Raw genomic sequence first — 11,505 nt, 5'->3', positions numbered from 1 at the left:
ATGACGGAACGCACCTACCGCGTGGTGGTCAACCACGAGGAGCAGTACTCGATCTGGCTCGCCGGTCGCGAGCTGCCCGCGGGCTGGCGGGCGACCGGGTTCGAGGGTGAGCGGCAGCTCTGCCTCGACCACATCGACGAGGTGTGGACCGACATGCGCCCGCTGAGCCTGCGCGAGGGCTGAGCCCGCCCGGCATCAGGTGAGCAGCTCGGCCAGCAGGCCGAGCTGCTCGATCCGGTCGTCGAGGCTGGGTGCGGCCAGCCCGACGATCACCGTGCTCGCCCCGGCCTTGCCGTACTCGGCCAGCCGTTCGCGCACCCGGCCTGGCGTGCCGCACAGGGCCAGCTCGTCCAGCAGGTCGTCGGGCAGTTCGTCCATGGCGGCGCCGAGCCCGTCCTCCAGGTAGGCCTCCTGCACGCGGACGGCGGCCTCGGCGTACCCGAGGCTGTGGGCCAGCCGGTTGTAGAAGTTGACCGACCTGGTGCCCATGCCGCCGAGATAGAGGGCGAGCATCGGCCGCACCATGTCGCGGGCGTAGTCGGCGTCGTCGTCGACCATGGCCATCACCATCGGCGAGACCGCGATCCGGGAGGCGTCGCGCCCGGCGAGCGCGGCGCCGCGTCGCAGGTGCTCCATCGACTCGGCCAGGTGCTGCGGCGGGAAGTGGATGGGCAGCCAGCCGTCGGCGATCTCACCGGCCAGGGCGACGGCCTTGGGGCCCATGGCGGCCAGGTGGATCGGCAGCGGGTCGCGTACCGGGCCGATCGCCAGGCTGAGCTCCTTGCCGCTGCCGCCGGGCAGCGGCAGCTCGATCGTCTCGCCCCGGTGCCGCACCGGCTCGCGGGAGAGCGCCAGCCGTACGACGGAGGTGTAGTCGCGCAGGTGGGCGAGCGGGCGGTCGTAGCGGCGGCCGTGCCAGCCCTCGGTGACCTGGGGGCCGGACACGCCGAGGCCGAGCAGGAAGCGCCCGCCCGACAGCCGGTCGAGGGTGGCCGAGGCCATGGCGGTGGCGACGGCGGTGCGGCCGGTCACCTGGACGACGCCGGTGCCGAGCTCGATGCGCGTCGTGCCCGCGGCCAGCCAGGCCATCGTGGTCACCGGGTCGGCACCGTAGCCCTCCGACGCCCAGACCGAGGCGTAGCCCAGCCGTTCGGCCTCCCTGACCAGCGTGAGCTGATCCTCGGGCGCCGCCGCCACGGGGCCAAGGGTTCCGATGCTGAAGCCAAGACGCACGGCCGCCTCCTCGTCACAAGATCTGCATCGGCATCATCTCGCGAACCGGCCGGAGAATGACACGATGAAGGAGCATGAAGTGGGATTGGGCATCGGCTAGGGTCGTCTGGTGACCTTGCCCGGCCTTAGGCCACTTCGACCGGGGGAGCCGGACGACGTGGGCGGCTACCACCTGCTGGAAGTGCTCGGCGAAGGCGGCCAGGGCATCGTCTACCGCGCCGAAGGCCCGGACGGCCGGTCCGTCGTCGTCAAGCTCCTGCACGCGCGGCACGCCGACGACTCCGAGGCCAACCGCCGTTTCCTGCGCGAGGCCGAGGCCGCGCGCCGGGTCGCGCCCTTCTGCACGGCCAGTGTGCTCGGCTCGGGCGTCACCGCCGACGGCAGGCCGTACATCGTCAGTGAGTTCGTCTCGGGCGTCACCCTTCAGGAGCTGGTCAAGGCCGAGGGGCCGCGCACCGGGAGCAGCCTGGAGCGGCTGGCGATGGCCACGGTCAACGCCCTTGAGGCCATCCACCGGGCCGGGATCGTGCATCGCGACCTCAAGCCGGTCAATGTGCTGATGACGGCCGAAGGCCCGGTGGTGATCGACTTCGGCATCGCACGGGACCTGGACCTCAGCGCGGTGACCGCCGGGATCTTCGGTACGCCGCAGTACATGTCGCCCGAGCAGATCGAGGGGCCCGAGAGCGGGCCGCCTTCGGACGTGTTCGGCTGGGCGTGCACGATGGTGTACGCGGCGAGCGGGCATGCCGCGTTCACCGGGACGACGATTCCGGCCGTGCTGCATTCCATTCTGCACCGGGAGCCCGATCTGTCCGGGGTGCCGCAGTCGCTGGCGCCCCTGCTGGCCGCCTGCCTGGCCAAGGACCCCGCCGCCCGGCCCGGCCTGCCGGAGATCCGCGACACCCTGAGCCGCCACCGCCCCTTACCGGCCGACCCCGCCCCCACGACGTTCACCCCCACCACGCCCCCTCCTCCGGATCCGGGCACGGATCCCGGCACTGATCGGGGCACTGATCCGGCCGCGCCGATCCAGCGCCCGCCCGTCCGCCCCCGCAGGCGCGTCTCGCGCAAGGCGCTCGCGGCCGGAGGCGTCGCCCTGCTGGCCGTGCCGCTGGCGTTCGTCGCGGTCCCCCGGGTGATCGCCCTGCTGCCGGTCCCCACCGCGACCCCGGTCGCCGCCGGTACGACGGGGGTGCCCGCATCGCACACGCCGGTCGCGGCGACCGGCACGCCCCTTCCTCCTGCCGCCCCGGCGTTCGGCACCGAGGCGCGCCCGCCGATCCCGCTGGGCCAGGCGGGAGGCGTGCTGACCGATCTGACCTCGGCCACGCTCGACGGCAGGACGCTCGTCATCACCGCGCACGACAACGGCGTCCTGGCCGTGTGGGACCTCGACAGCGGCGAACTGCTGCGCAGGCACACCGAGACGCGCGGCAAGGGCCGGGTCGCGACGGGCCTGCTCGACGGCGTGCCGGTGATCGCCTACGGGAACTCGGCGGGCGCCATGCGCCTGCGCGACCTGCGCACCGGCGACCCGATCGCCGGGCACCAGGCCAACAACGGCGTCATCGCGGTCGCCGTCAGCGCCGGGCGGGCGGTCGCGGTGTCGCAGAAGTACGACTACATGAACGACTACCGGGGTTCGATGCGCCTGTGGGACATGCGCACGGGCCGCCAGACGGGACGCACCGACACCAGCCACTGGCAGGGCATCGAGGACGTCGCCTTCGTCGGCACCACGATGCTGACCGGCGACGGCCGCGAGACCGTGCGCTCGTGGAGCCTGGCCACCGGCATGCTGCGCACGAAGTTCGGCACCGGCGAGGTCGGCGGCATCGACGCGTTCGCCACCGCCGAGGTCGGCGGGAAGGACGTTCTGGTCACCGCGCACCAGGACGCCACCCTGCGCACCTGGAACCCCGACAGCGGCAAACGCCTGCGCTCCTGGCCCTTCTCCGCGGCCAGCCCGGACGACCGGGGCGTCTACGACATCGCCACCACGACGCTCGACTCCACCCCCCTGGCCGTGGCCGCGCACTCCGCCGACGACAGGCTGCACGTGTGGGACCTGGCCAAGGGCAGGCCGTTCGGCGCGTCCTTCACCGGCAACGCCGACACCGCGGTGACGGTGTGCGAGCTGAACGGCGTGCCGGTCGCGGTCTCGCACTGGAAGGACGCCCTGCAGGTGTGGAGCCTGGCGGTCGCCAGGCGGCCCGGCCAGAAGTAGGCCCGGTCAGAAGTAGCGCAGCCAGACGTAGGCCCACGCCATCGTCGTGCTGAGCGCCGTGACGACGAGGCCGTACCTGGTGAACTGCCAGAACGAGATCGGGTGCCCGCTCCTGGCCGCTATGCCGAGTGCGACGACGTTCGCGCTGGCCGCGACCGCCGTGCCGTTGCCGCCGAAGTCGGCGCCCAGCGCGAACGCCCACCACAGCGCCTGCCCGGTGTGCGCGTCGGGCGTCTGGGCGACCACGCCCTCGACGATGGGCGCCATCGTGGCCACGTACGGGATGTTGTCGAAGAAGCCGCCCAGGACGGCCGAGCCGAACAGCAGGGCGGTGGCGGCGACGAAGTAGTCGTCGCCCAGCGCGTCCACGGCCCAGCCGCCGAGCGTGGCGATGACGCCGGTGTGCACGAGCCCGGCGACCATGACGAACAGCCCCATGAAGAAGACCAGCGTCGGCCACTCGACCTCGCTCAGCGCCTCCTGCGCACCGCCGCCCGACACCGCCACCATGACCCCGGCCCCGACCAGCGCGACGATGGAGGGATCGACGTGCAGCACCGAGTGCAGGGCGAACCCGGCCACGACCAGCGCCAGCACGATGAGGCAGCGCCGCAGCAGCCGCGGGTCGGTGATGGCACGCCGCTCCTGCAACGCCATCACCGAGGCGACGTGCTCGCCGTTGTGCCGCAGCGAGCGCCGGAACAGCACCCGCGTGAACAGCACGAACACCACGAAGACCACGACCACGATCGGCGCCATGTGCACCAGGAAGTCGTTGAACGTCAGCCCGGCCCTGCTGCCGATGATGATGTTCGGCGGATCGCCGATGAGCGTGGCCGCCCCGCCGATGTTGGAGGCCAGCACCTCGGCGATGAGGTACGGCTGCGCCGGGATGCGCAGCCGGTCGCACACCATCACGGTGACCGGCGCGACCAGCATGATCGTGGTGACGTTGTCCAGAAAGGGAGAGGCAACGGCGGTGATGGCCATGAGCATGACCATGAGCCGGTACGGCCTGCCCCGCGAGCGTTTGGCCGCCCAGATGGCCAGATAGTCGAACAGTCCGGTCTGCTTGACCACACCGACGATGATCATCATGCCGAACAGCAGGAAGATGACGTTCCAGTCGATGCCCTCGTGCTCGGAGAAGAACACCTCGGCGCCGGGGATCAGCCCCAGCACGGCCATGGCCGCCGAGGCGACGAGCACCACCTTGACCTTGTCGTAGCGCTCGGTGGCGATGAAGAAGAAGGCCACCACGAAGACGGCCAGTGCGGCGAAGGCGCTCATCAGCCGGTGGGACCCGCAACGGCCAGGCTGGTCAGCAGCCGCTCCAGGGTGATGGCGCCGATCAGCACGCCGCCGGGCCCGGCGACCGCCACCAGCGGGCTGCGCAGCCTCGCCATGGCGGCGGCGATCTCCAGCAGGTTCGCGTCGGGCGCCACGATCGCGGGCCTGGGCGGGCGCTCGGGCAGGCAGTCGCCGACGGTCAGCGTGCCGACCTCCTCCCAGAACAGGTCGGCGTGCGCCTCGTCCAGCGTCCTGGCCAGCGCCGGGTCCTCCTGGAAGGGCACGGGCACGGCCATCCGCAACACCTGGCTGCCCGGCAGCACGGCCAGCGGCCTGCGCCGTTCGTCGACGACGACGAGGCCGGGCAACCGGCCCACCACCATCACCATGACGGCCTTGGCGACCGGGTCGTGCACGGTCACCGTGGGCAGGCTGACGACGATGTCACGGGCTTGCATGGCACCACCTGTGCGGGCGAGACGGCGAGCGGTCTGCGGCGAGATCACGTGGACCTCCCGGTGAGTTCGGCCAGGCGGCGTTCGAGTGCGGTGAGCCGGTCGGGCACCGAGCGGCTGTGCAGGATCTGCGCCACCTGGTCGGCCTCGTCGCCGTCCATCAGGATGCTGGTCGCCTCGTCGTCGCCGTGGTCGTCGTCGATGAGCAGGCTGCGCCTGCCCTCGGTGTCGACCAGAACGCCGAAGCACTGCCCCTGCCTGGTCCTGAGGCGATACACGGTGCCGGTGCCCGGCACGGTGCTCGGCGTGATGTCCATGGTGGCGCCGCTCCCTTCGTCGCTGTCCTCCCCGGGGTCGTCTCCAGTCTTGGCGGTGCGGCCGACCCGCCACCATGGGAGCCGGCACCCATCTCCGGCGGCGTGCGACCCGCATCCGGGGCCGTGACCTGGGAGTCTGGCCGAATGGACAAACCTCGCCACCTGCGGGGAGGGTAGGAGCATGGACGAGGGCATCGGCGGGGCGAAGGTCGGGCGGCTGGGGCTGGCCAGGGCGCCCGGGCCGGTCAGGGCGCTGTTCAGGCGGCTGTTCGTGATCAACGGCCTGGTGTTCGCGGCCGGCACGCTGGTGCTGGCGCTCTCGCCCGCCACCGTGTCCTCGCCGGTGCTGCTGGCCGAGGTTCCGGTGCTGGTCGTCGGCCTGGCGCTGATCCTGACCGCCAACGCGCTGCTGCTGCGCGCCAGCCTCGCGCCGCTGGACGCGCTGACCACGCTGATGCAGCGCGTCGACCTGCTGCGGCCCTCCGGCAGGCTCGCCGCCAGCGGCAACGGCGACCTGGCGCATCTGATCGGCACGTTCAACGCCATGCTCGACCGCCTCGAGGCCGAGCGCACGGCCAGCAGCGCCCACGCCCTGGCCGCCCAGGAGGCCGAACGCCAGCGCATCGCCCGCGAGCTGCACGACGAGATCGGCCAGAGCCTGACCGTGGTGCTGCTCGGCCTCAAACGCACACTCGACCGCTCCCCCGAGCACCTGCGTGAGGAGCTGCACGCCGTACAGGAGAATGTCAGGGCCACGCTCGACGAGGTGCGCCAGGTGGCGCGCAGGCTGCGGCCCGGTGTGCTGGAGGATCTCGGGCTGCACAGTGCGCTCAGTGCGCTCGGCAGTGACTTCTCGCAGCTCAGCGGTGTTCCGGTGCTGCGGCACATCGAGGCGGAGCTGCCCGCGCTGAGCGGCGAGGTGGAGCTGGTGCTCTACCGCATCACCCAGGAGAGCCTGACGAACGTCGCCAGGCACGCCGCCGCCACCAGGGTCGAGCTGTCGCTGGTGACCGACGGCGACGCGCTCGTGCTGCGCGTGCGCGACGACGGCACGGGCGGCACGCATCCCGAGGGCGCGGGCATCAGGGGCATGCGCGAGCGCGCCCTGCTGGTCGGCGCCACGCTGAGCCTGCTGCCCGGCCCCGAAGGCGGCACCGAGGTACGGCTGGCCGTCCCCCTGTCCGCTTCCCCGCCCGGCCGCCGGAGGTAGTGCCCGTGTCCCGTCCCCCGACCAGGATCCTGCTGGCCGACGACCACGCCCTGGTACGCCAGGGGCTGCGGCTGATCCTCGACGCCGAGCCGGACCTGCGGGTGGTGGCCGAGGCCGACAACGGCGCCCAGGCCGTGGAGGCCGCCGTGCCCGAGCAGGTCGACCTGGCCATCCTCGACATCGCGATGCCCCGGATGACGGGCATCCAGGCCGCGCGCGAGATCTCGCGCAGGGCGCCGGGCATCAGGATCCTCATCCTGTCGATGTACGACAACGAGCAGTACTTCTTCGAGTCGCTCAAGGCCGGGGCGTCGGGTTATGTGCTGAAGTCGGTCGCCGACCGCGACCTGCTGGAGGCGTGCCGCGCGGCGATGCGCGGCGAGCCGTTCCTCTACCCGGGCGCCGTCACCGCGCTCATCCGCGAGTACCTGCACCGCGACCGGCTCGGCGAGCGCCTGCCCGACACCATCCTCACCCCCAGGGAGGAGGAGATCGTCAAGCTGATCGCCGAGGGCAACAGCGCCAAGGACATCGCCGAGACGCTCGTCATCAGTGTGAAGACCGTCGACAGGCACCGGGCCAACATCCTGGCCAAGCTGGGCCTGCGCGACCGGCTCGACCTGACCCGCTACGCCATCCGCATCGGCCTGATCGAGCCCTGACCCGGCCTCGCCCCGGCCGCCTCACAGCACCTTCAGCGCCAGGCGCCTGCCCTTGCCCATGGCGTCGACGAGCCCGAACCACACCATGAGCAGCTGGTCGAGCAGGTCGTGCCTGCCGGGCCCCAGGTAGACCGGGTTGAGGCCGACGTCGCCGACGAGGCGCTCGACGACCTCGCGGTCGGCCTCGTCGGCCGAGTAGAGCAGGTCGGCCACGACGCCGTCGAAGGCGGGCTCGGCGAAGACCTCCCAGCCGAGCGCGTTGAACGCCCGGACGTAGTGCGCGCCGGGCGCGTGGGCGGCGAAGACGGCCGCGTGGTGCACGGGGCCGCCGTCGAAGGAGTTGGCCGCGTCGATGACCGTCTTTCCGGCCAGTGCGGCGGCGTGTGTCCTGGCGAAGTCGGCGACGACATGGCCCGGGATGGCGACGATCACCACCTGGGCGCCGTCGAGCGCCTCCCGCACCGAGCCCTGCGGCCTGCGCGAGCCGTACCTCACGGTGTGGCCCGTCGCGCTCAGCGCCCTGCCCAGCGTGCTGCCGATGTTGCCGGTGCCGATGACGGCGATCTCCATGGGGTCTCCTCGTGGGGGTCCGGCCTACCACGGTAGGGCCGCGGGGCTCATCGGGGGGTGAGACGGACGACCGGGTAGCGGCGCTCGGACTTGCTCTGGTATTTGGCGTAGCGCGGCTGGGCGGCGGCGATCTCGCTCCACGCGCGCTCGCGCTCGGCCCCGTCGAGCACGTGCGGCGTGACCGGCAGGGCGGGGCGGCCCGGCAGTTCGATGGAGACCTGCTCGGGGTGCGCGCTCAGATTGGCGTGCCAGTCGGGGTGCTGGGTGCCGCCGCCGGAGGCGACGATCAGCCAGGCGTTCTCGCCGTCGGCGAACCAGGCGAGCGGGGTCTGCCTCGGCTGTCCGCTCCGGCGGCCGACGGTGTTGAGGATGAGCGCGTCCATGCCCATGAACGTGCCCTTCCCGCTGCGGATCTTGCGGTTCACGCGGGCGTTCATCGTGCGCTGCATCCAGCGGGAGAAGGCGCCGGGCGTGCCCTTCTTGCGGGTGGGGGTCTGCGGGTCGCTGCTCATCGGTGTGCTCCTGTCTGCTCCGTGCGGTGGCCTTCACGCTAGGCAGGTGAGAGGGGCGTGCGCTTCTCGAATCCTGCTGACGTTCGTTCCCTCTCGCGGGGTTCGGCGTCCTTTGCGGGTTGCTGGTAGGAATGAGGATGGAAGTCGGGGTTGATAGATTCGCGATGCGTGCGCGATGTGAAGGCAATGGGGGAAAGATGTTGCGCTTCACCCTTCTCGGGCCGGTGCAGATGATCTCGGACGGGGAGCCGCTGACCGGCATCGCCCCACGTCATCGGGCGGTGTTCGGCTATCTCCTGCTCAACGCCGGACGGGTGATCAGCCTGGAGCGGCTCATCGACGCGATGTGGGGCTACGACCGGCCGGACACCGCCAGGTCGCAGATCCACGCCTCGATCACGGCCCTGCGCAGGGCGCTGCGCGGCGTCGACGCCGCCGACATCCTGCGCACACAGGCCGGAGGCTATGTCGTCACGCCCGAGCCGGGCACGCTCGACACGCAGCTGTTCACCGACCTGGTCGCGGCCGGCGAGCTGCGCGAGGCGCTGGCGCTGTGGAACGGCGAGGCGTTCGCCGACGTCAGCGCCTACTACGCCGAAGGCGCGCGGGCGTTGTGGCACGACCGGCGGCTCTCGGCCTGGGAACGGCTGGCCGAGTCCGAGCTGGCCGACGGCCGCCATGCCGAACTGCTGGACGAGCTGGCCGAACTGGTGGCGGCCGACCCCTTGCGCGAGCGGCTCAACGGCGCGCTCGTGCTGGCCCTGCACCGCTCGGGCCGCCAGGCCGACGCGCTGGCCGCCGCCCGCGCCTACCGCACCGCACTGGCCGACGAGCAGGGCCTCGACCCCGGCCACGCGTTCACCGAGCTGGAACGCGCCGTGCTCGCCGACGACCCCAAGCTGCTCGCGGCCGAGCCGCAGGCGCCACCGCGTGCCGTACGGCGCTCCACCTTCCTGCCCTACGACATCCCGGACTTCTCCGGCAGGTCGGCCGAGCTGGACCGGCTGGCCGACGGGCAGGGCACGGTCGTCACGATCGACGGCATGGCGGGCGTCGGCAAGACGGCGCTCGTCGTACACGTGGCTCATCGCCTGGCCGGGCGCTATCCCGACGGTCAGCTGTTCATCGACCTGCGCGCCCACACGGCCGGGCAACAGCCGATCGACGCCTCGGCGGCGCTGGAGGCGCTGCTGCGCCAGCTCGGTGTGCCCGCCGAGCGCATCCCGGGCACGGCCGACGAGCGCAGCGCGCTGTGGCGGGCGGAGCTGGCCGGTCGCCGGGTGCTCGTCGTGCTGGACAACGCCCTCGACGCCGAGCACGTGCGCCCGCTGCTGCCGGGAGGCGCCGGGAGCCTGGTGCTGATCACGGGCAGGCGGCGGCTGGTGGAGCTGGAGGGGGCGCGGCCGCTCTCGGTCGAGGTCATGCCCGAGCGTGACGCCGTGCTGCTGTTCGAGCGCATCGTGGGCGAGCGGGCCGCCCAGGAGCCCGAGGCGGTCGGGGAGGTGCTGCGGCTGTGCGGGCTGCTGCCGCTGGCGATCCGGCTCTCGGCGGCGCGGCTGCAGCACCGGCCGCGCTGGAGCGTCGCCTACCTGGCCGACCGGCTGCGCGACCAGAGGCGGCTGCTGGACGGCGTGTCGGCGGCCTTCACCGTCTCCTACGAGCAGCTGTCGGAGGCCGAGCAGCACATGTTCCGCCTGGTGGGCCTGGCCCCCGGCAGGGACATCGACGTCCACGGCGCCGCCGCGCTGGCCGGGCTCGCCGACGACGAGGCCGAGGACCTGCTGGAGAGCCTGCTGGACGCCCACATGCTGCTGCAGCGCGAACCCGGCCGCTACACCCTGCACGACCTGCTGCGCGAGCACGCGCGCTCGCACGCGGGCAGCGGGGACGACGAGGCGCTGATCCGGCTGCTGCTGCACTACCTGCACCGCTCGCACGCCGCGATGGACCACCTGTTCCCGCACACCGTGCGCCAGCGGACCGGCATCCCCGAGCCCATGGCGCCGATCGCGCCCATCCGCGACGCGGACGAGGCGATCGACTGGCTGGACGCCGAACGCGCCAACATCATCGAGACCGCGGTGCACGGGCCCGAGGTCTGCCTGGGCTTCCTGGCCCTGGCCATGCGCCCCTACCTGGAGCGCAACGCCCACCACGACGACTCCGTCAGGCTGCACGAGCTGTCGCTGCGGCGCAGCCGCACGCTCGGCCGCCGGGTGTTCGAGGCGCGTGCGCTGTCCGACCTGGGCCTGGCGTACTGGCGGCTGGGCGAGTACGAGAAGGCCGAGGAGCACGCGGGCCAGGCGCTGGAGCTGTCGGACGAGCCGTACGAGCAGGCCAGGGCGCTGCTCACGCTCGGCAATGTGGCGCTGCGCAGGCGTCAGGACGAGCAGGCCGGGGCGCACCTGCGGCGGGCGCTCGACCTGACCAGGGTCGGCGGCGACACCTGGGGCGAGGCGCACGTGCTGGGCATCCTGGCGGTGGCGCTCAACCGCAAGGGCCGTTCCGATGACGCCAGGCGCCACCTCGACGTGGCGCTCGCCCTGCACCGCAAGGTCGGCAATCCGGCGGGCGAGGCCCTGGTGCTCAACCACCTGGGCGTGGTGCTGCGCCACCAGGGCGAGCTGGAGACGGCGCGTGCCCGCCACCGGCAGGCCGCCGAGCTGTACCGCACTCTCGGCAACGACGCCGACGAGGCCGCGGCGCTCAACGGCCTGGCCGAGGCGGCCGGGCGTCCCGAGTCCGCGATCGAGCAGCACACCTCGGCCCTGGCCCTCGCCGACGCCACCCGCAACCGGCCCGAACAGGCCAGGGCGCACGACGGCCTGGCCCGCGCGCACCTGGAGCTCGGCCGCCCCGACCTCGCCGGACGGCACGGCGAGCAGGCCCTGCGCCTGTACGAGGAGCTCGGCGTGCCCGAGGCCGACGAGGTGCGCGCACTGCTCACCCGTCTCGGGAGTTGAGGGTTTGCGGCCTGCATCGTGGCAAAAAGCCGGATAAGTCTCAACGAAGTACTTCAACGATAC

11 protein-coding genes are annotated in these 11,505 nt (G+C 72.4%); 5 read left to right on the top strand and 6 right to left on the bottom strand.

The genetic code is table 11. The annotated features are described in order from the left end of the window. Positions 1 to 183: an MbtH family protein gene (locus ACTWNK_RS18210; RefSeq protein ID WP_474305226.1), complete on the top strand. Its 183-nt coding sequence runs from the start codon at positions 1 to 3 to the stop codon at positions 181 to 183. Between the two features lie 12 nt (positions 184 to 195). Here ACTWNK_RS18210 and ACTWNK_RS18205 read toward each other — a convergent pair whose 3' ends face one another. Then, on the bottom strand, positions 196 to 1,233 hold the full coding sequence (locus ACTWNK_RS18205) for an LLM class flavin-dependent oxidoreductase (protein ID WP_474305224.1): 1,038 nt from the start codon (positions 1,231 to 1,233) through the stop codon (positions 196 to 198). 157 nt (positions 1,234 to 1,390) lie between these two features. Here ACTWNK_RS18205 and ACTWNK_RS18200 point away from each other — a divergent pair, with 157 nt between their 5' ends. Next, on the top strand, positions 1,391 to 3,463 hold the full coding sequence (locus tag ACTWNK_RS18200; RefSeq protein ID WP_474305222.1) for a WD40 repeat domain-containing serine/threonine protein kinase: 2,073 nt from the start codon (positions 1,391 to 1,393) through the stop codon (positions 3,461 to 3,463). Positions 3,464 to 3,469: 6 nt separating this feature from the next. Here ACTWNK_RS18200 and ACTWNK_RS18195 read toward each other — a convergent pair whose 3' ends face one another. From ACTWNK_RS18195 to ACTWNK_RS18185, 3 genes are read right to left on the bottom strand one after another with little or no spacing between them, the layout of a single operon-like run. Then, complete coding sequence (locus tag ACTWNK_RS18195) at positions 3,470 to 4,753, bottom strand: ArsB/NhaD family transporter (protein ID WP_474305220.1); 1,284 nt, start codon at positions 4,751 to 4,753, stop codon at positions 3,470 to 3,472. After that, positions 4,753 to 5,211 (bottom strand): CBS domain-containing protein, encoded by a 459-nt coding sequence (locus tag ACTWNK_RS18190; RefSeq protein ID WP_474305218.1) that lies wholly within the window; start codon positions 5,209 to 5,211, stop codon positions 4,753 to 4,755. The genes ACTWNK_RS18195 and ACTWNK_RS18190 overlap by 1 nt, the downstream gene beginning before the upstream one ends. Positions 5,212 to 5,255: 44 nt before the next feature. Then, complete coding sequence (locus tag ACTWNK_RS18185; RefSeq protein ID WP_474305216.1) at positions 5,256 to 5,525, bottom strand: cation:proton antiporter regulatory subunit; 270 nt, start codon at positions 5,523 to 5,525, stop codon at positions 5,256 to 5,258. A 181-nt stretch (positions 5,526 to 5,706) separates the two neighbouring features. Here ACTWNK_RS18185 and ACTWNK_RS18180 point away from each other — a divergent pair, with 181 nt between their 5' ends. Both ACTWNK_RS18180 and ACTWNK_RS18175 read left to right on the top strand, forming a co-directional pair. After that, positions 5,707 to 6,735: a sensor histidine kinase gene (locus tag ACTWNK_RS18180; RefSeq protein ID WP_474305214.1), complete on the top strand. Its 1,029-nt coding sequence runs from the start codon at positions 5,707 to 5,709 to the stop codon at positions 6,733 to 6,735. A 5-nt stretch (positions 6,736 to 6,740) separates the two neighbouring features. Next, positions 6,741 to 7,397 (top strand): response regulator, encoded by a 657-nt coding sequence (locus tag ACTWNK_RS18175; protein ID WP_474305212.1) that lies wholly within the window; start codon positions 6,741 to 6,743, stop codon positions 7,395 to 7,397. A gap of 21 nt (positions 7,398 to 7,418) precedes the next feature. Here ACTWNK_RS18175 and ACTWNK_RS18170 read toward each other — a convergent pair whose 3' ends face one another. After that, on the bottom strand, positions 7,419 to 7,967 hold the full coding sequence (locus ACTWNK_RS18170) for an NADPH-dependent F420 reductase (protein ID WP_474305210.1): 549 nt from the start codon (positions 7,965 to 7,967) through the stop codon (positions 7,419 to 7,421). Positions 7,968 to 8,014: 47 nt separating this feature from the next. Further along, positions 8,015 to 8,479: a nitroreductase family deazaflavin-dependent oxidoreductase gene (locus ACTWNK_RS18165; protein WP_474305208.1), complete on the bottom strand. Its 465-nt coding sequence runs from the start codon at positions 8,477 to 8,479 to the stop codon at positions 8,015 to 8,017. Between the two features lie 197 nt (positions 8,480 to 8,676). Between ACTWNK_RS18165 and ACTWNK_RS18160 the strand changes: the two genes are divergently transcribed. After that, positions 8,677 to 11,442: an AfsR/SARP family transcriptional regulator gene (locus tag ACTWNK_RS18160; protein ID WP_474305206.1), complete on the top strand. Its 2,766-nt coding sequence runs from the start codon at positions 8,677 to 8,679 to the stop codon at positions 11,440 to 11,442. The last annotated feature ends 63 nt before the right edge of the window (positions 11,443 to 11,505 follow it).

It is taken from the genome of Nonomuraea sp. IBHARD001 (genome assembly GCF_056106265.1).
This window is presented reverse-complemented; position numbering and strand designations above follow the sequence as displayed.

Bases quoted from the DNA above. Each gene is read 5' to 3' on its own strand.
- ACTWNK_RS18210 (WP_474305226.1), top strand. From the start codon at position 1: ATGACGGAACGCACCTACCGCGTGGTGGTCAACCACGAGGAGCAGTAC.
- ACTWNK_RS18195 (WP_474305220.1), bottom strand. From the start codon at position 4,753: ATGAGCGCCTTCGCCGCACTGGCCGTCTTCGTGGTGGCCTTCTTCTTC.
- ACTWNK_RS18190 (WP_474305218.1), bottom strand. From the start codon at position 5,211: ATGCAAGCCCGTGACATCGTCGTCAGCCTGCCCACGGTGACCGTGCAC.
- ACTWNK_RS18185 (WP_474305216.1), bottom strand. From the start codon at position 5,525: ATGGACATCACGCCGAGCACCGTGCCGGGCACCGGCACCGTGTATCGC.
- ACTWNK_RS18180 (WP_474305214.1), top strand. From the start codon at position 5,707: ATGGACGAGGGCATCGGCGGGGCGAAGGTCGGGCGGCTGGGGCTGGCC.
- ACTWNK_RS18170 (WP_474305210.1), bottom strand. From the start codon at position 7,967: ATGGAGATCGCCGTCATCGGCACCGGCAACATCGGCAGCACGCTGGGC.
- ACTWNK_RS18165 (WP_474305208.1), bottom strand. From the start codon at position 8,479: ATGAGCAGCGACCCGCAGACCCCCACCCGCAAGAAGGGCACGCCCGGC.
- ACTWNK_RS18160 (WP_474305206.1), top strand. From the start codon at position 8,677: ATGTTGCGCTTCACCCTTCTCGGGCCGGTGCAGATGATCTCGGACGGG.